At 74.4% G+C, this 24,409-nt stretch carries 18 protein-coding genes; 10 read left to right on the top strand and 8 right to left on the bottom strand.

Going from position 1 to position 24,409, the window contains the following annotated elements:
* Positions 1 to 231: 231 nt before the first annotated feature.
* Positions 232 to 1,122, bottom strand: a complete 891-nt coding sequence (locus ACWD4P_RS03695; protein WP_359822579.1) for a Fic family protein — start codon at positions 1,120 to 1,122, stop codon at positions 232 to 234.
* Between the two features lie 216 nt (positions 1,123 to 1,338).
* Between ACWD4P_RS03695 and ACWD4P_RS03690 the strand changes: the two genes are divergently transcribed.
* The 7 genes from ACWD4P_RS03690 to ACWD4P_RS03660 all read left to right on the top strand — a co-directional run bounded on the left by ACWD4P_RS03690 (position 1,339) and on the right by ACWD4P_RS03660 (position 11,993).
* Entirely contained in the window at positions 1,339 to 2,346 is a 1,008-nt protein-coding gene (locus ACWD4P_RS03690; RefSeq protein ID WP_449778430.1) for an ATP-binding protein, read from the top strand.
* Between the two features lie 480 nt (positions 2,347 to 2,826).
* Positions 2,827 to 5,259 (top strand): SulP family inorganic anion transporter, encoded by a 2,433-nt coding sequence (locus ACWD4P_RS03685; protein ID WP_449778429.1) that lies wholly within the window; start codon positions 2,827 to 2,829, stop codon positions 5,257 to 5,259.
* Between the two features lie 242 nt (positions 5,260 to 5,501).
* Positions 5,502 to 7,460 carry an acetate--CoA ligase gene (acs, locus tag ACWD4P_RS03680; RefSeq protein ID WP_449778428.1) on the top strand — a complete coding sequence of 653 codons (1,959 nt, stop codon included), beginning with the start codon at positions 5,502 to 5,504 and terminating at the stop codon, positions 7,458 to 7,460.
* 455 nt (positions 7,461 to 7,915) lie between these two features.
* Positions 7,916 to 9,349: a Na+/H+ antiporter NhaA gene (nhaA, locus tag ACWD4P_RS03675; RefSeq protein WP_449778427.1), complete on the top strand. Its 1,434-nt coding sequence runs from the start codon at positions 7,916 to 7,918 to the stop codon at positions 9,347 to 9,349.
* A 329-nt stretch (positions 9,350 to 9,678) separates the two neighbouring features.
* Positions 9,679 to 10,155: a phage holin family protein gene (locus tag ACWD4P_RS03670; RefSeq protein ID WP_049652144.1), complete on the top strand. Its 477-nt coding sequence runs from the start codon at positions 9,679 to 9,681 to the stop codon at positions 10,153 to 10,155.
* 296 nt (positions 10,156 to 10,451) lie between these two features.
* On the top strand, positions 10,452 to 11,579 hold the full coding sequence (locus ACWD4P_RS03665) for an alpha/beta fold hydrolase (RefSeq protein WP_449778426.1): 1,128 nt from the start codon (positions 10,452 to 10,454) through the stop codon (positions 11,577 to 11,579).
* 204 nt (positions 11,580 to 11,783) lie between these two features.
* The gene (locus ACWD4P_RS03660) at positions 11,784 to 11,993 is read left to right on the top strand and encodes a hypothetical protein (RefSeq protein ID WP_359822594.1); all 210 of its coding nucleotides are present in this window, start codon (positions 11,784 to 11,786) and stop codon (positions 11,991 to 11,993) included.
* A 143-nt stretch (positions 11,994 to 12,136) separates the two neighbouring features.
* Here ACWD4P_RS03660 and ACWD4P_RS03655 read toward each other — a convergent pair whose 3' ends face one another.
* From ACWD4P_RS03655 to nth, 4 genes are all read right to left on the bottom strand, one after another.
* Positions 12,137 to 12,835: a metal-dependent hydrolase gene (locus tag ACWD4P_RS03655; protein WP_449778425.1), complete on the bottom strand. Its 699-nt coding sequence runs from the start codon at positions 12,833 to 12,835 to the stop codon at positions 12,137 to 12,139.
* A 238-nt stretch (positions 12,836 to 13,073) separates the two neighbouring features.
* The gene (locus ACWD4P_RS03650; RefSeq protein WP_359822600.1) at positions 13,074 to 14,261 is read right to left on the bottom strand and encodes a MarP family serine protease; all 1,188 of its coding nucleotides are present in this window, start codon (positions 14,259 to 14,261) and stop codon (positions 13,074 to 13,076) included.
* 46 nt (positions 14,262 to 14,307) lie between these two features.
* Positions 14,308 to 15,081, bottom strand: a complete 774-nt coding sequence (locus ACWD4P_RS03645) for an NUDIX hydrolase (RefSeq protein ID WP_359822613.1) — start codon at positions 15,079 to 15,081, stop codon at positions 14,308 to 14,310.
* 11 nt (positions 15,082 to 15,092) lie between these two features.
* Positions 15,093 to 15,986 (bottom strand): endonuclease III, encoded by an 894-nt coding sequence (nth, locus tag ACWD4P_RS03640; protein WP_359822602.1) that lies wholly within the window; start codon positions 15,984 to 15,986, stop codon positions 15,093 to 15,095.
* Positions 15,987 to 16,109: 123 nt separating this feature from the next.
* On the opposite strand from nth, the gene ACWD4P_RS03635 reads away from it, so the two are divergent.
* Complete coding sequence (locus tag ACWD4P_RS03635) at positions 16,110 to 16,724, top strand: response regulator transcription factor (protein WP_359822604.1); 615 nt, start codon at positions 16,110 to 16,112, stop codon at positions 16,722 to 16,724.
* Between the two features lie 189 nt (positions 16,725 to 16,913).
* A complete protein-coding gene (locus tag ACWD4P_RS03630) occupies positions 16,914 to 19,448 on the top strand; it encodes an FtsX-like permease family protein (protein WP_449778424.1) in 2,535 nt (844 codons plus the stop codon).
* A 56-nt stretch (positions 19,449 to 19,504) separates the two neighbouring features.
* On the opposite strand, the gene ACWD4P_RS03625 is transcribed toward ACWD4P_RS03630, so the two are convergent.
* The 3 genes from ACWD4P_RS03625 to ACWD4P_RS03615 form a co-directional block, all read right to left on the bottom strand.
* Positions 19,505 to 20,704: a sensor histidine kinase gene (locus tag ACWD4P_RS03625; protein ID WP_449778423.1), complete on the bottom strand. Its 1,200-nt coding sequence runs from the start codon at positions 20,702 to 20,704 to the stop codon at positions 19,505 to 19,507.
* 155 nt (positions 20,705 to 20,859) lie between these two features.
* Entirely contained in the window at positions 20,860 to 21,360 is a 501-nt protein-coding gene (locus ACWD4P_RS03620; protein WP_359822611.1) for a MarR family winged helix-turn-helix transcriptional regulator, read from the bottom strand.
* 51 nt (positions 21,361 to 21,411) lie between these two features.
* Entirely contained in the window at positions 21,412 to 23,043 is a 1,632-nt protein-coding gene (locus tag ACWD4P_RS03615) for an FUSC family protein (protein WP_449778422.1), read from the bottom strand.
* Positions 23,044 to 23,209: 166 nt separating this feature from the next.
* Here ACWD4P_RS03615 and ACWD4P_RS03610 point away from each other — a divergent pair, with 166 nt between their 5' ends.
* Entirely contained in the window at positions 23,210 to 23,998 is a 789-nt protein-coding gene (locus ACWD4P_RS03610; RefSeq protein WP_449778421.1) for an alpha/beta fold hydrolase, read from the top strand.
* Positions 23,999 to 24,409: the final 411 nt, after the last annotated feature.

Here is a 24,409-nt window from a genome sequence, read left to right as displayed (position 1 = left end):
GGCCCCACGGACCGCACGTACAGATATCCGGGCACCCACATGCAGCCGACCCGCTGTCGGGCCGCCGGACCAGACGAACGGGCAGGATCCCCGTCTGATCGGCACTTCCGGTGCATGCATGGTCACCCGGTATCTGCACCAGCGGCGGCACCCGGCAGGATCAGGTGCCGCCGCATCCGTGTCTCCGCGCGCCCCCTGGGGCGGGCGCGCGCCGTCCGGCCGGTGCGCCGCTCAGACCATCCCGCGCTGCATCGCCTCGCAGACCGCCGTGCTCTCCCGGGTCCCGAGCCGCAGCGCCCGGCCGCAGTGCGCGATCCAGGCCGCCATCCCCTCGGGGGTGCCCGCCAGGTAGCCGGCCAGGGCGCGGCGGTACGCGGCGGTGCCGAGTTCCGCCAGCCCGACCTCGGCCGGGCAGATCGACTTCGGGTCGAGCCCCTCGGCGATCAGCACGATCCGCTGGGCGGCCCGCGCGATCACGCCGTTGTGGGTGCCGAAAGGCCGCAGCGCGAGCAGTTCGCCGTGCACCACCGAGGCCACGACGAGGGCCGGTGTGCCCACGCCCTGGCCCTCCGCGCGCGCCACCAGCAACCGGGAGAGCTGATCGAGCCGGGCCGCGACCTCCTCGGCGCCCGGAGCGGGCGGCAGCGCGGGCAGCGGCCCGTCCGCGACCTCGGCCTCGACGCTCTCCACCGGCCGGAGCTCCAGCGGGAACAGGTCCTCGGCGTCCTCTCCGGCGCGCCGCGGGCGACCGGCGGCCGGATCGCCGTCGCCGACCGCGAGCAGGTGCAGCCGGGCCAGCACCTGGAGCGGCGAGTGCCGCCAGATGCTGAGCAGCTGGCCGGCCTCGGCGGCGATCCGCAGGGCCGCACCGACCGTTCGGGATTCGGGGTCCGCGCCGAAGTCGCTGCGGCGGCGGACCTCCTCCAGCGGCCAGTCGGCCCCGGCCAGGGCCGCCGACGCGCGGGCCCCGCGCAGCGCGGACTCGGAGGTGACCTCGGCCGCGCGGCGGCGCATCACCCGGTGGCCGTAGAGCCGGTCGACGGCCTTGCGCACCTCGGCCACCGCGTCGGGCACCCCGGGGAGCTGGGCCAGCGGGGCGAGGGGATCAGTTCCAGTGCTCACCTACCCGAGAGTAATGAACGGGCCGCCCCTCCCGGAACAGCAACCCCGCATCACCCGTTAGAGGCAATCCTCACTTCCCGCCCCCGGTGAAACCCGAACCCCGGCTAGCATGGCCACTATCGGAGACGATAACGATTTCCAACTAGGGTCCGCGCGACGCGGCCCCTGGGCAGTCGGCCCACTGCGAGGGCCCTGAGCGAGAGCCGGAGTCCCCAGATGAAGATCGCCTTCGTCGGCAAGGGCGGCAGCGGGAAGACCACGCTGTCCGCGCTGTTCATCCGCCATCTGGCAGCCCTGGGCCGGCCCGTCGTCGCCGTGGACGCCGACATCAACCAGCACCTGGGCCCCGCCCTCGGGCTGACCGACGATCAGGCCGCCGAACTGCCCCCGCTGGGCGGATACCTGCCGGAGATCAAGGAGTACCTGCGCGGCAGCAACCCGCTGATCCGCTCCTCCGACGAAATGATCAAAACCACGCCGCCCGGCCGGGGTTCACGGCTGCTGCGGATCGTCGAGGAGAACCCGGTCTACGCCGCCTGCGCCCGTCCGATCGCGCTGGACGAGGGCTCGGTCCGGCTGCTGGCCACCGGCGCGTTCACCGAGGAGGACCTCGGGGTGGCCTGCTACCACTCCAAGGTCGGCGCGGTGGAGCTGCTGCTCAACCACCTGCTGGACGGCCCGGGCGAGTACCTGGTGACCGACATGACCGCGGGCTCGGACTCCTTCGCCTCCGGCCTGTTCACCCGCTTCGACCTCACCTTCCTGGTCGCCGAGCCGACCCGCAAGGCCGTCTCCGTCTACCGCCAGTACCGGGACTACGCCCGCGACTTCGGCGTGCAGCTGCGTGTGGTCGGCAACAAGGTGCAGGGCCCGGAGGACCTGGCCTTCCTCCGCCGCGAGGTCGGCGGGGACCTGCTCACCACCTTCGGGCAGTCGGAGTGGGTGCGCCGCCTGGAGCAGGGTGCCGAACCTCCGCTGAGGTCCCTGGAGCCGGCCAACCGGGCCGTGCTGGACGAGCTCCGGATCGAGGCCGACGCGGCGTACGGGCGGCGGGACGCGCGCCGCTACACCGAGCAGGCGGTGCTCTTCCACCGCCGCAACGCGGAGAGTTGGGCCAACTCCAAGGTCGGCATCGACCTCGCGACCCAGGTGGACGAGGACTTCGTCCTGGGCGAGTGCGCGGAGAGCGACGCGCGCACGGCCCCGGCGGGCGCCCGCGCCTGACCTACGACACCACAGCACCGCGACACCACGACACCACAGCACCACGGCACCGCAGCCGGACGGGCCGCGGTCTCCCCACGCCACGGGGAGGCCGCGGCCCGTTCGCCGTGTCCGGCCCGGGCAGACGGACCCGACCACTGCCACCAGCAGATTCCCAGCCGTTCGGCCACCACCCAATGGAGTGAACCAGGGGGTTTTCCGCTTCCCTCCCGGAACCACGCTGTGCAAAGCTTTCATTACCCTCGGTTTACCGAGTCTTGATGGTTCGCCCGACGGCCCCGGTGAGACGTCCCGCACCTCGCCCGGAGCCCTGGCGTGCCAGATGGTCGACGCCGGCCGGTGACACCCGCACTCCCCCGCCGCGCCCACGCCATCCCGCCACACCGTCGCGACCCACGACAGCCGATCCGCCCCGGAACCCCACCCCGGACATGCCACCGGACCTGACTGCGTTCGCTCCCCCGGACAGACGGGAAGACCATGACCCTCGACATCTCCAGCGCCCCCATCGCCTCCGACACCACCGACCACGCGCCACCGAGCCCGGGCCCCCGGATCCGGTGGGCCCAGGACCTCTCCGCCTCCCTCGTGGTCTTCCTCATCGCGGTGCCGTTCTCCCTCGGCATCGCGCTCGCCACCGGCGCCCCGCTCACCGCCGGCCTGGCCGCGGCGGCCGTGGGCGGGATCGTGGTCGGGCTGTTCGGCGGCACACCGCTCCAGGTCAGCGGCCCCTCGGCCGCCCTGACGGTGATCACCGCCGGGCTGATCGCCCAGTACGGCTGGCAGGCCACCTGCGCCATCACCGTCGCCGCCGGCCTGCTCCAACTCCTGCTCGGTGCGCGCCGGGTGGCCCGGACCGCGCTCGCCGTCTCCCCCGCGATCGTGCACGGCATGCTGGCCGGGGTCGGCATCACCATCGCCCTCGCGCAGCTGCACGTCGTCCTCGGCGGCTCGCCGCAGAGCTCCGCGATCGCCGACATCCTGGCCCTGCCCGGCCAGTTGGCCGGCCCGCACCCGCCCGCGCTTCTGGCCGGAGCGGTGACCGCGGCCGTCCTGGTCGGCTGGCCGCGCCTCGGCCGACTTCCGGGCCGTGCCGGCGAATTGGGCGCCCGGCTGGCGAAGGTGCCCGGCCCGCTGGCCGGTGTCGCGCTGGCCACCGTCCTCGTCCTCGCCCTGGACCTGCGGCTCGCCCACATCGAACTGCCCGCCTGGCGGCCGCAGGTGCTCCTGCCGGCGCTGCCGCACGGCCCGGTCCTCGGAATCCTCGCCGCCGTCCTCACCGTCACCGCCGTGGCCAGTGTGGAGTCGCTGCTGTCCGCCGTCGCGACCGATCGGATGTCCCGTCGCACCGGCGACCTCGACCGCGAACTGCGCGGTCAGGGCCTCGCCAACCTGGTGAGCGGCCTGGCCGGCGGGTTGCCGGTCGCCGGCGGCGCGGTGCGCAGCACCGCCAACGTGCGGGCCGGTGCCCGGACCAGGTGGTCCTCGGTGCTGCACGGCGTCTGGGTGCTGGCCGCCGCGCTCGTCCTGACCGGCGGGCTGCGCCGGATCCCGCTGGCCGCGCTCGCCGCGCTGGTGCTGGTGGTCGGGTTGCAGATGGTGAGCTTCGCGCACATCCGCAAGGTCCACCGGCACCGCGAGTTCCCCGTCTACCTGGTCACCGTGCTCGGCGTGGTGGCCGCCGGGGTGCTGTGGGGCGTCGCGATCGGCGCCGGCACCGCCATACTGCTCGCCCTCTACCGGCTGACCCGCGCCCACGTGGACGTGGAGACCGGCCCCGACGGCACGGTCACCGTCCGGACGCACGGCCCGCTCACCTTCGCCTCCGTGCCCCGGCTCGGCCTGGCCCTGGCCGGCATCCCGGCCGGGGCCGGGGTCACCGTGGTCCACGACGGCTCCTTCCTGGACCACGCCGCGTACGAGACGCTGCACACCTGGCGGGCCGGGCACCAGGGATCGGGCGGCCGGGTCTCGATGGTGACGCACCGCCAGGACGACGAGGTGCTCGACCCGGACGGCACCGTCCGTGCGGGAAGTTCGCCGGGCCCGCACCGCTGCCGCGCCTGGACGCCCTGGGTCGGCCACCACTGCATCGAGCAGCAGGAGGACCCGCACGGCCGACTGCTGGACGGCGTCCGGGTGTTCCAGCTGCACACCGCTCCGCTGGTCCGGCCGGAGCTCGCCCGGCTGGCGCGCGAGGGGCAGACGCCCTCCCAGCTCTTCCTGACCTGCGCGGACTCCCGGATGGTCACCAGCATGATCACCAACAGCGGTCCGGGGGACCTGTTCACCGTGCGCAACGTCGGCAACCTGGTGCCGGCCCCGCACGAACCCGGAGCGGCGGACGACTCGGTGGCCGCCGCGGTGCAGTACGCGGTCGAGGTGCTGGAGGTGCGCTCGATCACGGTGTGCGGCCACTCCGGCTGCGGTGCGATGCAGGCTCTGCTGGACGGCGTGCACGAGCGCCCCGGGCCGCCCACCCCGCTGGCCCGCTGGCTGCGCAACGGACGCGGCTCGCTGGACCGGCTCCGACGGGTCCCGGCGGAGTTCGCCGCCCGGCCCGTGGTGGACGTCGTGGAGCAGCTCTGCATCACCAACGTGGTCCAGCAGCTGGACCAGTTGATGGCGAACCCCGCGGTGGAGCGCCGGGTCGAGGAGGGCACCCTGCGGCTGGTCGGGATGTACTTCGACTTCGCCACGGCCCAGGCCTACGTCCTCGACCGGGCCGCCGGGACGTTCAGCCCGGTCGAGGCCCGCGCCGGAGGGGGCCCGAACGGAATCGAACGCCACACCGAGGGCGCCTCCGGAACCGATCCCGGTGTCCGGCCGGACACGGCGTCGGCCGAACGGGTGAATGTGGATGATCGTGTTCCGGTCGAGGCGGGCGAGGAGGGCCCCGGACTGGCCGCCTGAGAGCCGGGTCCGTGTCCCCGCCGGGCGGGCCGGGGCACGGGCCCACCCACCCCCGGGCGGTCTCCCGGCCCTCCTCGGCGCGCCGCGCACGACGCCGACCGGTCGCCGGTCAAAGGTCTACACCAATTCACAGGAGCCTCTTGTCAACTGCCCCGTTCGCCTGGTGAGCTGTGCGCTGGGACACACGGGACAATCCCCACGCACGGGATCGCCCCCGATCATGACTCGATGAGGAGTGCGCGTTGAGCAACGAGAGCCTGGCCAACCTGCTCAAGGAGGAGCGGCGCTTCGCCCCGCCGGCAGAGCTCGCCGCAGCCGCCAACGTCACCGCGGCCGCGTACGCGCAGGCCTCCGAGGACCGTCTGGGCTTCTGGGCCGAGCAGGCCCGCCGCCTCACCTGGGCCGTCGAGCCGACCGAGACCCTCGACTGGTCCAACCCTCCCTTCGCCAAGTGGTTCGCCGACGGCAAGCTCAATGTCGCGTACAACTGCGTCGACCGCCACGTGGAGAACGGCCTGGGCGACCGGGTCGCCATCCACTTCGAGGGCGAGCCCGGCGACGGCCGTTCGATCACCTACGCCCAGCTCAAGGACGAGGTCTCGCAGGCCGCCAACGCGCTGCTGGAGCTCGGTGTCCGCAAGGGCGACCGGGTCGCCGTCTACCTGCCGATGATCGCCGAGGCGGTCGTCGCGATGCTCGCCTGCGCCCGGATCGGCGCCACCCACTCGGTGGTCTTCGGCGGCTTCTCCTCCGACGCCGTCGCCTCCCGCATCCAGGACGCCCAGGCCAAGCTCGTCATCACCGCCGACGGCGGCTACCGCCGGGGGAAGCCCTCCGCCCTCAAGCCGGCCATCGACGAGGCGCTCACCAAGGCCGACGGCGTCGAGCACGTCCTGGTGGTCCGCCGCACCGGGCAGGACATCCCGTGGACCGAGGGCCGCGACGTGTGGTGGCACGAGGCCACCGCGCGCCAGTCCACCGAGCACACCCCCGAGGCGCACGACGCCGAGCACCCGCTGTTCATCCTCTACACCTCGGGCACCACCGGTAAGCCCAAGGGCATCCTGCACACCTCGGGCGGCTACCTCACCCAGGCCAGCTACACCCACAACGCGGTCTTCGACCTCAAGCCGGAGACCGACGTCTACTGGTGCACCGCCGACATCGGCTGGGTCACCGGGCACTCGTACATCGTCTACGGCCCGCTCTCCAACGGCGCCACCCAGGTCATCTACGAGGGCACCCCGGACACCCCGCACCAGGGCCGCTTCTGGGAGATCGTCCAGAAGTACGGCGTGACCATCCTCTACACCGCGCCGACCGCGATCCGCACCTTCATGAAGTGGGGCGACGACATCCCCGCGAAGTTCGACCTGTCCTCGCTGCGGGTGCTGGGCAGCGTCGGCGAGCCGATCAACCCCGAGGCGTGGGTCTGGTACCGCGAGCACATCGGCGGCGGCAAGTGCCCGATCGTGGACACCTGGTGGCAGACCGAGACCGGCGCCATCATGATCAGCCCGCTGCCGGGCGTCACCGAGACCAAGCCGGGTTCGGCCCAGCGCGCCCTGCCGGGCATCGCGGCCACCGTGGTGGACGACAACGCCGCCGAGGTGCCGAACGGCTCCGGCGGGTACCTGGTGCTCACCGAGCCGTGGCCGTCCATGCTCCGCACCATCTGGGGCGACGACCAGCGCTACATCGACACCTACTGGTCGCGCTTCGAGGGCCGCTACTTCGCCGGTGACGGCGCCAAGAAGGACGAGGACGGGGACATCTGGCTGCTCGGCCGGGTGGACGACGTCATGCTCGTCTCGGGCCACAACATCTCCACCACCGAGGTCGAGTCGGCCCTGGTCGGCCACCCGTCCGTCGCCGAGTCCGCCGTGGTCGGCGCGACCGACGCCACCACCGGCCAGGCCATCGTCGCCTTCGTGATCCTGCGCGGCGGCGTGGCCGAGGGCCCCGAGCTGGTCGAGGAGCTGCGGGCGCACGTCGGCCGCACGCTCGGCCCGATCGCCAAGCCGAAGCAGATCAAGGTCGTCGGCGAGCTGCCGAAGACCCGCTCCGGCAAGATCATGCGCCGCCTGCTGCGCGACATCGCCGAGGGCCGCGAGGTCGGTGACACCACCACGCTGGCCGACAGCACGGTGATGAGCCAGATCCAGGCCCAGCTGCCGTCCTCGGACAACGGCAACGGCTGACGGGCAACGGCTGACCTGAGTCGTCCTGACACGACCCTGGACGCCTCAGGACGGACCGACGAAGAGCCGGGGACGAGCCGAGACGAGCCGGGGACGAGCCGGGACGAGCTGAACCGACGGCTGTGCCCCGGGCGGAGACCACCGCCCGGGGCACAGCCGTCTCGCATGCGCCGCTCGGGCATCGAGCCGCCAAGCGGGCAACGATCCGCCATCCGGGTGCCGATCTGCCGTTCGGACGCCGGGTCGCCGTTCCCCCGGAGTGCAGAACCAGCGCGCAGGGTTTAAGTCCTTTGTTAGGACAACCCGTATGTCACCCGAACGTCCCGCTAGACTATTAAGGACGCATCAAGATCCCTTGACGGGAGTCGTGGGCGTCACAGGGCGCGCCGGGAAGTCTGGTCGGCAACTGCACCACAGGTGCATCCGTTGCCGTTCCCAGCCCCAGGAGGTCCCGCGTGACCGACCAGCCGCCCGTCCCCCGGCCGACGACCCGCCGCCGGCAGTTCCTCGGTCGGCTGTCACTGCCCGAGCGCACCTTCATCGCCGACGCCCTGCGCACCGAGACGGTCGGCGGCATGCTGCTGCTGGGCGCCGCCGTCGTCGCCCTCGTCTGGGCCAACGCCTGGCCGCAGGCCTACCAGAGCGTGCTCGACTACACCGTCGGGCCCTCCGCCCCGCTCCACCTCGACCTCTCCCTGGCCACCTGGGCCAAGGACGGCCTGCTGGCGATCTTCTTCTTCGTCGCCGGGATCGAGCTCAAGCGCGAGTTCGTCGCCGGTGAGCTGCGCACGCCCAGTGCCGCGCTGCTGCCCGTGGTCGCCGCCGTCTGCGGGGTGGCACTGCCCGCGATCCTCTTCGCCCTGGTGAACTCCGGCAGCGGCGGACATCCCGGCGGCTGGGCGATCCCGACCGCCACCGACATCGCCTTCGCCCTCGGTGTGCTGGCCGTGGTCGGCAGCCACCTGCCGTCCGCGCTGCGCGCCTTCCTACTCACCCTGGCCGTGGTCGACGACCTGATCGCGATCCTGATCATCGCGATCTTCTACAGCCACGGCATCAAGTTCTGGGCGCTCGGCCTCGCCTTCGCCGGGCTGGTGCTGTTCTGGTTCCTGCACCGGCGCGGCGTCCACGGCTGGTACCTCTTCGTGCCGCTGGCCGTCGTGACCTGGGCGCTGATGCACGAGAGCGGCATCCACGCCACGGTGGCGGGCGTCGCGATGGGCCTGATGCTGCGCTGCCACCGCGAGGGCGACGAGCAGCACTCCCCGGGCGAGCACATCGAGCACCTGGTCCGCCCGCTCTCGGCCGGCCTGGCCGTCCCGGTGTTCGCGCTGTTCTCGGCCGGGGTGGCCGTCTCCGGTCCGAAGCTGCGCGAGGTGTTCACCCAGGCCGCCCCGCTCGGCATCGTGATCGGCCTGCTGGTCGGCAAGACCATAGGTGTGCTCGGCGGTGCCTGGCTGACCGCCCGGTTCACCAGGGCCGAGCTGAACCCGCGGCTCAAGTGGGCCGACATGGTCGCGGTCTCGGTGCTCGCGGGCATAGGTTTCACCGTCTCGCTGCTGATCAGCGAACTGGCCTTCCCCGACGACCCGGCGCTCGCCGCCCGGGCCAAGACCGCCGTGCTGGTCGGCTCGGTGCTCTCCGCGGTGGTCGCCACCATCCTGCTGAAGCTGCGCAACCGGCACTACCGCGCGATCTGCGAGGAGGAGGACCGGGACGTGGACGGGGACGGCATCCCGGACATCTACCAGGAGGACGACCCGGCCTGGCAGGCGAGGACGGCCGGGTTCGCCCCCCGGCCCGACGCGGAACACGGCACGGAGAACGGCGCCGACGCCGACGCCGGATCCGGTCACCGGAACCGCCACGGACACCCCGGACAGCCCTGACGGTCCCGCCGGGGCGCCCCCGAAGAGACAGTGCGGGGCCCCTCGGGAGGCCTTCGGGAGTCCCCCGGAAAAGCCTTCCGGGGCCGGCGCCGGGCCCCGTCGGACGGCTCGGGCCGACGCGCCCGGAACGTCCTCGCGGGGACGCCCGGAGCGTCCCGGCCCCCGGGACACGTCCCTCCGCCGGGGCCCCGGAGTGGTGTCCGACTGACCGGTAGGGGCATGATTCTGAGCTGTCGACAACCCACAGACGCCTCCGGACCCCCCACCGGCCCCCGGAACCGCACAACCGCGGCGGCGTCACGCCGTACAGCCGCAGAGGAGAACCGCTGATGCCCGCAGGAGCCGCAGACCCGTCCAGCAACGGCCGGGCGCCCTACGAGGGCGAGCGTTCGGTGGGGCAGCTGTTCGCGGCGGCCACCGCCGACCTGTCCGCGCTGGTCCACGACGAGATCGCGCTCGCCAAGTCCGAGATCCGGGCGGACGTCAAGCGGGGCGTCTCCGGCGGCGTCTCGCTGATCGTCGCCGGTGTGGTGGCGCTGTTCTCCATCCCGATGCTGAGCGCCGCGGCGGCCTTCGGCATCCACGCCCTGGGCCTGTCGCTGGGCTGGTCCTTCCTGATCGTGGCGGGCGCCTACCTGCTGCTCGCGGTGCTGCTCGGGATGCTGGCCTGGCGCTCGTTCAAGAAGATCGAGAAGCCGGTGCGCACCATCGAGGGTGCCCAGAAGACCGCCGACGTGCTGAAGAACGCCAGGCCGCGCCCGGCCACCCAGGAGGAGATCGACCGGGCCTTCGGCCGCATCCCGTAACCGGGCCCGCGTCGGCGGGCGCCGGTGACCGGCCCCGCCGACGGGCGGCCCCACCGACGGACGGCGCCACCTCGGCGCGCACCGAACCGGCCGATGGGCACCGAACGCACCGGCGGGCACCGCACCCGCCGATGAGTACCGAACGCACCGGCGGTCACCGAACCCGCCGATGAGCACCGAACGAGCCAACGGTCACCGAACCAACCGATGGGCACCGAACCGGCCGATGCGCGCCGAACCCGCCGACAACGAGTGCCGGGCACGTGTCCGGCGCGCGGATGTGACACGCTCTCGGTATGCCGCTTGACCAGAAGCCCGTGCCCGCGCAGCCGTCCGCCGACTCCGGCCCCGACTCCGGCGCCGGGCTCACTCCCGAAGGCCCCGCCGGCCCGGAAGGCCCCGGCACCGCCCCCGAGGGCAGCGGCCTGGCACCCGCGCGCGAGCCCGGCCCGGAGCCCGGACGGGAGCCCGGCCGGGAACCCCGCGAGTCGGCCGCCGCCGGGGCCCCGACGGAGAGCGGCGAGGCCTGGAGCATCCGGCAGACCGGGCCGTGGACGCACCGCGACCTCGCGGCCAACGGCGCCCGTTTCCACATCGCCGAGCTGGGCTCCGGCCCGCTGGTGCTGCTGGTGCACGGCTGGCCCGAGTACTGGTGGGCCTGGCGCCACCAGCTGACCGCGCTCGCCGAGGCCGGCTACCGGGCGGTGGCGCTCGACCTGCGCGGTATCGGCGGCAGCGACCGCACCCCGCGCGGTTACGACCCGGGCAACCTCGCGCTGGACATCACCGGCGTGATCCGCTCGCTCGGCGAGCGCCGGGCCCACCTGGTCGGGCACGCCTCAGGCGGCACTCTGGCCTGGGTGGCGGCGGTGATGCGGCCCTCCGTCATCCAGAGCCTCACCGTGGTCTCCGCCGCGCACCCGAGGGACCTGCGCCGGGCGCTGCTGACCGACCGCCGGCAGTTCGCCGCCTTCGAGCACGTGCTGGGCTTCCAGCGGCCGTGGATACCGGAACGCCGTCTGGTGGCCGACGACGCGGAGCTGGTCGGTCGCTACCTGACCTCCTGGACCGGCCCGAACGGCCTGGACGAGGCCGCGGTGCGGGCGTACCGGCAGGCGATCCAGATCCCCAGCACGGCGCACTGCTCGATCGAGCCGTACCGCTGGCTGCTGCGCTCGATGGCCCGGCCCGACGGCATCCAGTTCGCCCGGCGGATGAAGAAGCCGATCACCGCGCCGACCCTGCACGTCCAGGGCGCCGCGGACCCGGTGCTGCTGTCGCACACCGCCCTGGGCGGCGGCGAGTACGTGGCGGCGCCGTACCGCTGGCGGTTGCTGCCGGGGGTCGGGCACTTCCCGCACGAGGAGGCGCCGGAGGAGTTCACCACCGAGCTGCTGGACTGGGTCGGCCGCCACAAGGAGTGACGCGCACTCCCCGGGAGCGCCGCCAGGGAACCGGGGCACCGCGAAACGCAGCGGTGCCCGGCGGGACACAGCCGAACGTGCGGTCGAGGGGAAGGGCCGGAAGCCCCAACTCCCTTGTTTTGTCGCTCATATGACAACCGCATAGGCCAATTTCGGCACGGCCCGGGCGGTTACCTCGACCGGCCCAGGGGCATCCCTTCCGGTATGAGTTGGATGCCCGAAAGCGGCGGCGCCCCGCGCGGCCGACGTCACAACAGCCCCCAGCGCTCCGCCCACCGGCCCGACCGGGCGGACGACCTCGGCTTCGACGGCCCCGACGGCCGTCAGCGCACCGAGCGGCGGCACCTCGGCATCCCCCGCATCCTCGGCCGACGCGCCCGCTGGGTGGGCGCACGGCTGCGGCGCGAGACCTGAGCCCCGCGCCGCGCCCGGCGCCCGGCACACCACCGCCCGGCCCACCACCGCCCGGTACGCCTTCGCCCCGGTACGCCTTCGCCCGGCACACCACCACCTGGTGCACCGGGCGATACACCGGGCATCCGATGCCCGGCGCCCCGTCAGTTGACGATCGTCGGCGACAGCGCGGTGAACCAGAGCAGGACGAAGGTCGCCACCGACATGATCGGTACCAGCACCTTCGTCTCGACGCTGTTGCCGCTGCGCTTGATCAGCACGATCTCGTAGCGCTCCTTGTGCGGCCAGAGCAGCGGCGCGCCCTTCTTGGTCAGACAGTCGCCGAGCAGGTGCGCCAGCGTGCCCAGGGCCACCGCGTACGGCAGCCAGCCGGGCGAGTTGGGCATCCAGGTGTTCATCCCGAAGGTGCCGAGCGCGGCCAGGCCGATGACGGTGATCCACGCCTCCGGGCCGTCGCCCGGCGGGCAGAGCCGCAGGGCCCGGATCGCGAGCGCCAGCAGGAAGAACGTCAGCCCGAGGGTGAAGTAGCGGCCCACGAAGGTGACCCCGGCCCAGGTGCCCGCACCCATCAGCGCGACGAACAGCAGCGAGTGGGTGGCGTGCCGGTGGCCGCCGGAGATCCAGGCCACGAAGCGGCAGAGCACCTTGGAGACCGGGCCGAGGAAGTTGGCGATCGAGCCGTCGTGGTGGTCGAGGTCCGGCAGCAGGGCCGCGCCCGCGCACAGCACCGTGCCCATCAGTATGTCCGCGGGCTGCAGGGTGGTGTGCAGCAGCAGCGGGGGCAGGAAGGGGGCCGAGGCCGCGTACAGCATCGCCCCGCTCACCGCATGCGAGTGACCCATCATCGGACTGCCAAGCCCTCCCGTCGGGCCCACTCCGGGACGGCGCCCGGTTGAGCCGAACGGGTGAGCGCGGCCGAGGCTACCAGGGCCGCCTGACGGAGTGACGGATATCGGATGCCACGCCCCCCGCACGAAGGGGATGGCCCGCCCCCGGGCCGACCGGACCGCCCGCCCGCGCGTCGCCCACCGGACCGCCCGCCCTCGCGTCGCCCGCCGGGCGGCCCGCCCCCGGGCCCGGTCAGAGCGCGCAGCCCTGGGTGTCCACCCGGGCGGTCGCGGCGCCGCCCTGCAGGGCGTCCTCGCGCACCTCGGCCGCGGTCAGCACGTAGCCGGTGTCCGCGCTGTCCAGGGACTTGGCGAAGACCACCCCGTACACCTCGCCGTCCGGGGTGAGCAGCGGGCCGCCGCTGTTGCCCTGCCGGACCACCGACCGCACCGAGTAGACGTCCCGCACCACCTGGCCGCGGTGGTAGATGTCCGGGCCGTTGGCCTGGATCCGGCCGCGGATGCGGGCCGGCTGGACGTTGAAGGCGCCGTTCTCCGGGAAGCCGGCGACGATCGCGCTGTCGTTGGTCCTCGCCTCGCCCGCGAAGGCCAGCGGCGGCGCGTTCAGCTTGGGCACGTCCAGCACGGCGATGTCGCGCTGCCAGTCGTAGCGGACCACCGTCGCGTCGTACAGCTGGCCCACGCCGCCGATCTGCACGGTCGGCTCGTTGACCCCGCCGACCACGTGGGCGTTGGTCATCACCCGGTGCGGGGCGAAGACGAAGCCGCTGCCCTCCAGGGTCTTCCCGCAGGAGGTCGCCGTGCCGACCACCTTGACCAGGCTCTGCCGGGCCCGCGCCACCGCCGGGCTGCCGGCCAGCGCGGGGTCCGGGGTGTCCACCTGGGTGATCGGCTCGTGCTCGAAGGGGTTGAAGACCTGCGGGAAGCCGTTGCGGGCGAGCACCTTGGAGAAGTCCGAGAACCAGTTCGGCGCGTCGCTGGGCAGCGCGTTCTGCACCCCGCCGAGGACCGCCGAGGAGCGGACCTGCCGGGAGACCGTCGGGAGCGACGCCCCGGCCAGCGCCGAACCGATCAGCCAGGCCACCAGCAGCATCGAGACGACGTTCACCACCGCGCCGCCGCTCGCGTCCAGGACCCGGGCCGGGCGGCGACCGATGTGCCCGCGCAGCTTCCAGCCGAAGTGCGCGGTGACCGCCTGGCCGATCGCGGCGAGGACGATCACCACCACGACGGCCACCACCGAGGCCGTGGTGCCGGGGCCGATGCGGTCGAGCAGCAGCAGCGGCAGCAGTTCGACGGCGAGCAGGCCGCCGCCGAGGAAACCGACCAGCGACAGCACGCCGACCACGAAGCCCTGCCGGTAGCCCGACACGGCGAATGCCACGGCCGCGGCGATCAGCAGCACATCCAGGACGTTCACTCGGACACCCTCCCACGGCCCGCGCGCCGGACGCGCCGACGGCCCGTCACGAAGCGTCGGCGTCGCCGCCCGGCAGCACCCGGGAGTGTTCGAGGTCGCCCTGGACCAGGGCCAGGGCGTCGTCCGAGAGGTCGACGATCCGGGACTGGTCCCAGGGCAGCTCCAGGCCGCTGTGGTGCAGCACCCGGTCGATCACCCCGGCGGTGAAGCCCCAGACCAGCCGCCCGGCGACCGCGAAGGCCGGCCCGAGGTGCCCGGACGGCTGGCGCAGCCGCACCCGGTTCGCCGGGTCGGCCAGCTCCGCGATGGTGACCCGGAACACCGCCCCGGTCTCGGCCGCGTCCACCGGGCGCACCGGCGTCTCCTCGCGCCACCAGCCGAGCACCGGGGTCACCACGAAGCTGCTCACCGGGATGTACAGCCGGGGCAGCTCCGCGAAGACCTGCACCCCGGCCGGGTCCAGGCCGGTCTCCTCCCAGGCCTCGCGCAGCGCCGCCGCGATCGGGCCGGGGCCGCTCGGGTCGCCGTCCTCCGGGTCCAGCGCACCGCCCGGGAACGACGGCTGCCCGGCGTGCGAGCGCAGCGAACGGGCCCGCTCGATCAGCAGCAGGTCGGGGCCCTCGGGCCCCTCGCCGAACAGCATCAGCACGGCCGCCGGCCGGCCGCCCTCGACCGGCGGCAGGAAGCGGCTCAGCTGCTCCGGCAGCACCCGCTCGGCCGCTTCCCGGACCGGCTCCAGCCAGCCCGGCAGCCCGTCCAGCTCGATGCCCCGGGCGACTCCCCCGGCCTCCGGTCCGGCGTGCCCCGGGTGCCCGTTCATCCGTCCGCCGCTCACGCGTCCACCCCCAGGTCCGCGACCCGTCCGTGGTGGACGGCGGCGTCCGCGCGGGCGGCCGCCTCACCGGGGAAGTCGGCCGGCGGCCGCAGCCGCTGCCCGGGCTGGCCGCCCATCTCGTACTTCAACAGCTTGCGTGCCTTCTCCGGGTCGGTCTCCCCCTCGCCGAACGAGGGGCAGAGCGGCGCGATCGGGCAGGCGCCGCAGGCGGGCTTCTGGGAGTGGCAGATCCGGCGGCCGTGGAAGACCACCCGGTGCGAGAGCATCGTCCACTCCGACTTCGGGAAGATCGCGGCAACGGCCGCCTCGACCTTCACCGGGTCGTCCTCGGTGGTCCAGCCGAACCGCCGGGCCAGCCGTCCGAAGTGGGTGTCCACGGTGATGCCGGGAACCCCGAAGGCGTTGCCGAGGACGACGTTGGCGGTCTTGCGGCCGACGCCCGGCAGGGTCACCAGGTCGGCCAGCCGGCCCGGCACCTCACCGCCGAACTCGTCGCGCAGCGCTATCGAGAGGCCGATGAGCGACTTCGCCTTGTTCCGGAAGAAGCCGGTCGGGCGGATGATCTCCTCCAGCTCCTCCGGGTTCGCCGCCGCCATGTCCTCCGGCGTCGGGTACGCCGCGAACAGCGCCGGGGTGGTCTGGTTCACCCTCAGGTCGGTGGTCTGCGCCGACAGCACGGTGGCCACCAGCAGTTGGAAGGGGTTCTCGAAGTCCAGCTCCGGATGCGCGTACGGGTACAGCTCCGCCAGCTCGCGGTTGATCCTCCGGGCCCGCCGCACCATCGCCAGACGCGATTCCGGCTTCCTCGGCTTCACCGCCGCCGTCTTCACCGCCGCCGTCCTCGCCACCGGCTCCTTCGCCGCGGCCTTCCGGACCTTGCTCTCTGCCATGCACGAAGGCTACGCCGACCGGCGGACCGCTCGGGGCCGATCAAACACGGAAACCGGCCCTGGCAAGGGCTGTTGTCTGATGAACTCCGTCCGTGGCCGTCACCTGACAGGGGGAGATCGCGGATGATCAGGGTTCTGCTGGCCGAGGACATGAGCATGGTGCGCGGTGCGCTGATGGCCCTCCTCGCGTACGAGGAGGACCTGGAGGTCGTCGCCGACGTCGAGCGCGGGGACGAGGTGGTGCCGACCGCTCTGGAGGTGCGCCCGGACGTCGCGGTGCTCGACATCGACCTGCCCGGACTGGACGGGCTGCGGGCCGCGGCCGAGCTGCACGAGCGGCTCCCCGGGTGCCGGACGCTGATCCTCACCGGACTGGTGCGACCGGCCTACCTGCGCGCCGCGTTCTCCGCCCGTGCGCTCGGCTTCCTCGGCAAGGACGCACCCGCCCGGGACCTGGCCGCGGCGATCCGCCGGGTGGCCGCCGGTGAGCGCGTCGTCGACCCGGAGCTGGCGCTGGCCGCCCTGGACACCCGGGATAACCCGCTGACGCCCCGGGAGTCGGAGGTCCTGCGGCTCGCGGCGCGGGGGGACTCCGTCACCGAGATCGCCGCCCGGCTCTTCATCTCGACGGGCACGGCACGCAACCACCTGGCCGCCGCGGTGGCCAAGACCGGGGGGCGCGGCCGGGTCGACGCGATCCGGATCGCCGAAGAGATGGGCTGGCTGCCGACGACATAGGGCCGGAGCGCCCCCGGTACCCGGACGGGCGGTTCGGCGGCCCGTGCGTTTCGCACGGATCCGGCCGTGGCCGACCCACGGTGAGGCTTGACGGGGCCTTCCTTCGCCAACGAATGGAATTCGGCCGGGCCGCCCCGGAGCTAGGCTCGCGAGGTCGTCGAGCGCACACCACCCGGGGGGCCGAGCCACGTGTTGAAGCTTGCCTGGCGGACGGTGCGGGGCCGGAAGGCGGCCTTCTCGGGCGCCTTCACCGCACTCGTCTGCGCCCTGGTCCTGACCGTCGCCTGCGGGGTCCTGATGGAGTCCGCCGAGCGCGCGGGAGCCCCCACCGAACGCTGGGCCGCGGCACCGGTGGTCATCGGCGACGGTCACCGCGTCCCGGATGCCGGACCGCTGACCGCCGCACTCGCCGGGCTGCCCGGCGTCACGGCCGCCGTCCCGGAGGTCTCCTTCCCGGCGGCCGTGGTCACCCCCGACGGGAAGGTCCTGTCCGGACCGCGGGGCGGCCCCTCCCTCGGACACTCCTGGGCCGGCGCCGTGCTCGCCCCGTTCCGGCTGACAACCGGCCGCGCCCCGACCGGCCCCGACGAGGTGGTCCTCGACACCGCCACGGCGGCCCGCGCCGGGGTCACGGCCGGCGACACCGTACGGCTGGCCGCCATCGAAGCGCCGCGCGACTACACCGTGTCCGGACTGGCGGCTCCACCCCGGGTGCCGACCCGTCAGAGCACGCTCTTCTTCAGCCCCGCGCAGGCCGCCCGACTCGCCGGAACGGCGACCGGCGCGGACGCGATCGGCCTCACCGCCGAGACGGGGACCGACCTCCGGGCACTGGCCGAGCGGGCCCGGCAGGCGGTGGCCGCGGCCCGGCCGGACGGCGGCGACGCGTACCGGTCCGGGCCCTGGGCGCACACCGGCGACGAGCGCGGCGAACTGGAGTTCTCCGGCGCCCCCGGGGACGGCCTCTCCTCGCTCGCCGGGACGATGGGCGTGCTGTCCCTGCTCGTCTCGGTCTTCGTGCTGTCCGGGGCGCTCGCGCTCTCCGTCCGGCAGCGGCTGCGCGAGATGGCCCTGCTACGGGCGGTCGGCGCCACCGCCCGGCAGGTCCGGCGGATGATCGCACTGGAGACACTGGTCCTGACCTTCGCCGCCTCGGCCGTCGGCCTCCCGCTCGGAACCGGCCTCGCCGCGCTGCTGCGGGCCGAACTGGTCGACCGCGGGGTGGTCGGCGAGGACGTGCCGCTGTACGTCGGACCGACCGCCCCGCTCGTCGTCCTCGGCGGTGTCCTGATCACCGCGCAGTTGGCCGTCCTGGCCGCCGCCCGCCGGGCCTCCCGGGTCGAACCCACCCGGGCCCTGCGCGACGCCTCGGCCCCGCCGCCACGGATCGGCCGGATCCGGACCGCCCTCGGGCTGGTGACGCTCGCCGTGTCCGGCGTGGTGCTGGCCGACTCGGCGGGCAGCCGCGCCGGGGCCGGAACGGCCGAGAGCATGGTGCTGGCGCTGCTGCTCGGGGTGGCCCTGCTCGGGCCGCTGATCGGACGGGTCGCCGGCGTGCTGATCGGCGGACCGGTGGGTCGGCTCTTCCCGGTCACCGGGTTCCTGGCCTCCGCCGCCCTGCGCTCCCAGCCCCGCCGCTTCGCCGCCACCGTCACCCCGCTGGTGCTGGCCGTGGCCTTCACCGGCAGCGTGCTGTTCGTCCCGGTCGTCAAGGCGCGGGCCGGTGCGGCCGAGGACGCCCGACGGCTGCTGGCCGACCACGTGGCCCAGGCGAGCGGCGTCGGCCTGCCGACGGAGTTCACCGAAGCCGTCCGCGGCTTGCCCGGCGTCGGGGCGGCCGGCGGCCTGCTCCCCGGCTTCGTCATGGTCTCCTCCGACAGCACGGAGGACGCCGCCGGCTCCCACGGGGCGACCGCCCTGATCGTGGACCCGCAGGGGCTGGAGCAACTGGTCGACCCCGGAGTGACGGCCGGTTCGCTGGACCGGCTGCACGGCGACGGCATCGCGCTGGGACGGCGGACGGCCGCCCGACTCAAGGCCGGCGCCGGCGCCACCGTCCGGATCCACTGGAACGACGGCGGTGACAGCACCGCCACCGTGGCGGCCGTCTACGACCGTGACGCCCGGTTCGCCGACGTGCTGCTGCCCACCGGCCTCGCCGCCGCCCACACACCTGACCCGCTCGCACCGACCGTGCTGGTCCGCACGGCCCCCGGCGCCGACCCCCGGCAGGTGGGCCGGGCCCTCCGGAGCCTCACCCCGGCCTACCCGATGGCCCGGATCAGCGACCGGGCCGACTACGACGCCGCACGCCGGCACCAGCAGGAGGCGGCCACCGCGGTCGGGCGGCTGCTGCTCGGCGTGATCAGCCTGTTCACCGCGATCGCCGTGGTCAACACCCTGGTGATGGCCACCGGCGAGCGGCTGCGCGAGTTCGCGCTGCTGCGGCTGGTCGGGACCACGCGCCGCCAGGTGCTGCGGATGGCGGCCTGGGAGGGCGGGATCATGTTCGCGGTGGCGCTCCTCCTCGGGTCGGCGGTCACCGCCGCCGTCCTGGTCCCGGTCAGCCTCGCGCTCACCGGTGCGGCCTGGACGCCGCTGCCCACGAGTTGGGCGGCCGCGGTGCTGGGCGGGGCGGCGCTCCTGGGGCTGGGCACCGTGCTGCTGACCACCCGGTCGGCGCTACGGCGGGAGCCGGTCGAGGCGATGGGGCTGCACGAGTAGCCGGGCCGTACGTACAGGCGGGCCGTACGTACAGGCGGACGGACGGGACGGGACGGTCAGGCGGCGCGGGCGGCGTCCCGGGCGGGCGCGGCCTCGACGACGGCCGTCAGGCGGAACCAGCCCGTCCCGTCCCGCTCGGCGGTCAGCCGGCCCCCGACGGCCCGCAGCCGCGCGGTGAGGTTCCCGATGCCGCGGCCGTCCCCCGGTGCGCGCGGAGCGCCGTCCGGGCCGTCCGGTTCGCCCGGCACACCGTCGTTGGAGACCACCAGGCGCACGGTGCCGAGCCCGTCCCGCTCGGCCCGGATCCCGCAGCGCCGGGCCGCGCTGTGCCGCAGCAGGTTGGTGACCGCCTCCCGCACCACGGTGGCCAGCACCGCGTCGACCTCGGACGGCAGCCCCGCGCAGTCCAGTTCGGCCTCGACCTCGATCCCGGCCGCCCGCAGTGCCGCGACCGCAGACCGCGCCTCCCGCGCCAGGGACAGCCGGAGGTCCCCGCTGGAGAGCCGGCGGGTGTCCGTCATGGCCTGCCGCACCAGCGCCAGCACCTCGGCCATCTCCGCGCGGGCGCGCTCCGGGTCCTGCCCGGCCAGCCGCTCGGCGAGCTGGCACTTCAGCGCCGCCACGGAGAGGCTGGAGCCGAGCAGGTCGTGCAGGTCGCGGGCGAAACGCAGCCGCTCCCGGTCCACCGCGAGCTCGGCCAGCTCGGTCCGGGCCGCCCGCAACTCGGTGATCAGGTCGGCGAGTCGGGCCACCCCGTAGACCACGATGCCACCCACCGCGGTGGACACCGAGGCGTTGACGCACTGGCCGAGGGCCCCGCCCAGCGCCGCGCAGATCGGGTACTGGGCGGCCACCAGCGCGGCGAACAGCGCCCAGGAGCGCGGCGCGACCGTCAGCAGCAGCGATCCCGCGAACGAGCCGGGTAGGCCGACCCACGTCCCGTCGAAGAACAGGAACGGCAGGTAGGTGAGCACCCCGTGGGCGGCCAGGCTCCACGGCCACCAGCGCCGGGCCAGCCGCCACGGGCCGGCGTGCCCGATCTGGAAGCCGAGCAGGACCAACAGCATTGCCACGGCGGGCAGTTGGTAGGCCAGGCCGTCGTGGTTGCGGACCGTGGCCACCGCCGAGGCGGCGCAGAAGCCGACGGCGACCATGACCACGATGCCCCGGGTGAGCCGGGAGAGGGGGTCGCCGGAGCCACCCGTGCGCTCCGCCGGGGACCGGCCACCGCCGGTCCGGTCCGCGCTGTGGTCCAATGCGACTCCCGGTGGACGACTCGACGGTCCGCGCCGCACGGGAGCCCGATTCGCACAGGCGCTCCCCGTACGCCCGCCCCACGAGCATAGTTTCCCGGCGGAGCAACGCTGTTGGCGCTCCGTCACGGTCCGCGGGCTCGGCCCGGGGTGCGGGCTCAGCCCGGGGTGCGGCCGATCGTCCCCTCCAGGCTGTTCAGCAGGCCGCTGAGGGACTCGGCGAGCCGGTCCTGCTCGTCGGGGGTGAGGCCGGCCAGCAGGGCGCGGTCGTAGGCGACGAGTTCCTGGATCAGGCCGTCCACCAGCGTCCGGCCCTCCTCCGTGAGCGAGAGGTGGGCGACCCGGCGGTCCCGGTCGTCGGTGCGGCGGCTGACCAGGCCGCGCTCCTCCAGCAGCCGCAGGCGCTTGGTGACGGCGGCGCCGGAGGCGAAGCTCTCCCGGGCCAGCTGGGTGGGGGTCAGCTCGCGGTCGAGGCGGAGCAGGGCGCCGAGGATGTCGAACTCGGCACGGGTGAGGCCGGCCCGGGTGAGCGGGTCGGGGGTCTGCTGGAGCAGGGCGGCGCAGCGGTTGATCCGGCCGAGGACGGCGATCGGGCCGGTGTCCAGCCCCGGGTAGGCCCGCTCCCACTGGCGCAGCACACCTGCGACGACGTCCTCCACGTGTGCTGCTCCCGTTCTGCGGCCTGCCGGTCGGCTTCGACCCTGTCGATCCTAGGGCGTGTCCGGCAGGTCGCCGCGGCCGCGGCGCTCCAGCAGGGCGGCCAGCAGGTGGTGGGCCTGCCGTTCGGTGGCGGTGGCGCGCTGGTGCGGGAGGGCGGGTCGGCGCCACTCGCCGGCGGCGGTGTCGGCGGCCTCGCGCAGCTCCAGCACGGCGGCGGCGAGGCCGGTGCGGGCGGCGCGCGCCTCCGGAGCGCTCACGGCCGCGGCGGCGGAGACGGCGGCGAGCGCCCGGTGGCCGGCGGCCTCGGCTCCGGCCAGGGCGCGGGTCAGCCGGGTGGCGGTGCGGCGGTTGGTGACCAGCAGGCAGGCCGCGAGGCCGGTGAGCGCGCCGACGCAGGTGTCCAGCCAGCGGTCGGCGACCAGTGCCCCGGCCGGCTGCGGGCCCGCGAACTCCGTCATCAGCAGTGCCATCGGGGTCACGAAGACCGTCGCCAGCCAGTAGCTGCGGGCGATCGTCGCCTCCGCGCCGAACTGGCAGACCAGCCCGAGCCCGATCAGCGCCACCGGACCCGAGTGCGCGACCGGCAGGACGGCGGTGAACAGCAGCAGCCCGAGCAGGTTGCCCAGCACCCGCTGCAGCGCGCGCTGCGAGGACAGCATGCTGTTGGCCTGGAACACCGAGGCCGCGGTGACCACCGCCCAGTACGGCCGGCCGACGCCGAGCGCCAGCGAGAGCCACCCGGCGCCGGCGCAGCCGACGGCCACCCGCAGGGCGATCGGCAGCAGCGCCGAGCCGGGCCGCAGCGCCCGCCGGAGCGGGGGCCGGGGGCCGGGGCGGCGGGCGGCCGGTTCGGCGGCCTCCGCCTCGGTGAGGTCGATCGACGGCAGCGGGCGGCCGCGCCGCAGGTCGCGGGCCCAGCCGAGGTACCGCTCGGCGTCCTCGGGCCGGGCCTGGCCGGCCAGCGCGGACTCCGCGCGCACCAGCAGCCGCTCGGGCGCGTCGCCGAGGGCGCGCCGCCGGGCCGGGGTGGAGAGCGCGAGGCTCTGCCAGGCCGCCTCGACCGCGCCGACCAGCGCGGTGCGGGCGGCGGCGTCCGGTCGGCCGGGCCCGGTCCGCAGCAGCCGGGCCGCGGCCTCCAGGGCACGGGCGGTGGCGATCCGCTCGGGCCCGTACGGGCGCACCAGGGCCGGGGCCATGCAGACCAGCCACGCCACCGCGGCGCCGAGCGCGGTGAGCGCCAGGTGCGGCGGCACCTCGGCGAGCCGCTGCGGGAGGAAGGCGCAGCTGGCGGAGGTGAAGGTGATGATCAGGCTGCCGGGCGGGCCGACCCGGGCGGCGTCGCAGAGCAGCTTGTGCAGGGCGGCGAGCACCGCCGACACCGCGACCAGGACGGCGGCGTCCCGGGTCAGCGCGGCGGCGGTGAGGGCGGCGCCGGTGCTGAGCACGGTGCCGAGCAGCACGCCGGACAGCATCCGGGCCCGGGGCCGGTACGGCAGGCCGTGCCCGTACAGCGCGCCCAGGCCGCCGGCCGAGGTGTAGAGGGCGAGGTCGAGCCGGCCGAGGCCGAGCAGGGTGAGGTTGAGCGTGCCGAGGGTGACCACGGCGCTGAGCGCGGGCTTGTGCCAGCCGTCTCCGGCCGGACCGACCCGAAGTGCCTGGCGGAACTGGGCGGTTGTGACCATGGAAAAAGATTAGCAGGTAATTTACCTGTGAAACATCTGAGCGGGACCCCTCGGGCCGGGGGTCCCGGACACCCGCCCGAAAAAAGTCGCGGCCGGAGCGATGAGTTCTGCGGCGCACCCCGGTCTACCCCCATGACCGACTCGCGCGACAGAAGGAACACACCGAATGAGCACCGTGGTCTCCACCGACGGCACCGTCCTCGCCTGCACCGTCATCGGCTCCGGCCCGGCGGTCGTCCTGGTCGACGGCGCGCTGTGCCGCCGCGACATGGGCCCGAGCGCCGCGATCGCCGGACAGCTGGCGGAGCACCACACCGTGTGGAGCTACGACCGGCGCGGTCGCGGCGACAGCGGGGACACCCTGCCCTTCGCGGTGGAGCGCGAGATCGAGGACCTGGCCGCCGTCATCGCCGCGGCCGGCGGCTCGGCCGGCGTCTTCGCCCACTCCTCCGGCGGCGCGCTCGCCCTGCGGGCCGCCGCCGCGGACATCGGCATCACCCGGCTCGCCGTCTACGAGCCGCCGTTCAGCACCGACGAGGCGCAGAGCGAGCGCTTCCGCCAGTACGTCGCCGAGCTGACGGCGGCGCTCGCCGAAGGACGCCGCGGGGACGCCGTCGCGGCCCTCATGGTCTACGCGGGAGCGCCGGCGGAGATGGTCGACGGGATGCGCGGCGCGCCGGTGTGGCCGGCGTTCGAAGCGGTCGCCCCGACCCTGGCGTACGACGCGGCGGCGCTCGGCGACCGGACCGGCGCGGTCGTCCCGGTCGACGTCCTGGGCAAGATCTCCGTGCCGACCCTGGCCCTGGACGGCGGCGCCAGCCCGGAGACGCTGCGGGCCCCGACCCGCGCGGTGGCGGCGGCCGTGCCGGGCGCCGAGCACCGGACGCTGGAGGGCAAGACCCACGAGGTGGCGGCCGAGGTGCTGGCTCCGGAGCTGCTGGCGTTCTACGCCTGACACTCCGCCCGGACGGCACCGGGCGCGGAAACCGCCCGCGGCCCCGGACGGCACCGGGCACGGAAACCGCCCGCGGCCCCGGACGACCCGCCGGGGCCGGGCGGTCTTCCCGCCGACCGCCGCGCCGTACGCCGTACGCCGTACGCCGTCCATGGGCCCGTACGCCCCCGCGACGGGGGTCGATTGCCCGTTCGAGCAGAGCGGACAGAGGTTCGACCGACGCCCTCCCGCGGGCTCCCGCCACCGGGCCCGCCCGGTGACCCGCCGGTACGAATGGCCCCGCACGGCACACCTCGGCACACCCCCTCCTCATATGATCGGAGCGACATGCGCCATGCTTGGTGATGCAGAACACTGAACGGAACTTGCGCCGGACGGCCCACCCGCCGTACGGCCGAGAAGGAGGAAGCA

The sequence above is a fragment of the Kitasatospora sp. NPDC002543 genome (assembly GCF_053594915.1).
This window is presented reverse-complemented; position numbering and strand designations above follow the sequence as displayed.

Excerpts from the sequence above, each read along its gene's own strand:
- ACWD4P_RS03690 (WP_449778430.1), top strand. The coding sequence starts at position 1,339 with ATGAAGATCGCCTTCGTCGGCAAGGGCGGCAGCGGGAAGACCACGCTG.
- ACWD4P_RS03685 (WP_449778429.1), top strand. The coding sequence starts at position 2,827 with ATGACCCTCGACATCTCCAGCGCCCCCATCGCCTCCGACACCACCGAC.
- ACWD4P_RS03670 (WP_049652144.1), top strand. The coding sequence starts at position 9,679 with ATGCCCGCAGGAGCCGCAGACCCGTCCAGCAACGGCCGGGCGCCCTAC.
- ACWD4P_RS03665 (WP_449778426.1), top strand. The coding sequence starts at position 10,452 with ATGCCGCTTGACCAGAAGCCCGTGCCCGCGCAGCCGTCCGCCGACTCC.
- ACWD4P_RS03660 (WP_359822594.1), top strand. The coding sequence starts at position 11,784 with ATGAGTTGGATGCCCGAAAGCGGCGGCGCCCCGCGCGGCCGACGTCAC.
- ACWD4P_RS03655 (WP_449778425.1), bottom strand. The coding sequence starts at position 12,835 with ATGGGTCACTCGCATGCGGTGAGCGGGGCGATGCTGTACGCGGCCTCG.
- ACWD4P_RS03645 (WP_359822613.1), bottom strand. The coding sequence starts at position 15,081 with ATGAACGGGCACCCGGGGCACGCCGGACCGGAGGCCGGGGGAGTCGCC.
- nth (WP_359822602.1), bottom strand. The coding sequence starts at position 15,986 with ATGGCAGAGAGCAAGGTCCGGAAGGCCGCGGCGAAGGAGCCGGTGGCG.
- ACWD4P_RS03635 (WP_359822604.1), top strand. The coding sequence starts at position 16,110 with ATGATCAGGGTTCTGCTGGCCGAGGACATGAGCATGGTGCGCGGTGCG.
- ACWD4P_RS03615 (WP_449778422.1), bottom strand. The coding sequence starts at position 23,043 with ATGGTCACAACCGCCCAGTTCCGCCAGGCACTTCGGGTCGGTCCGGCC.
- ACWD4P_RS03610 (WP_449778421.1), top strand. The coding sequence starts at position 23,210 with ATGAGCACCGTGGTCTCCACCGACGGCACCGTCCTCGCCTGCACCGTC.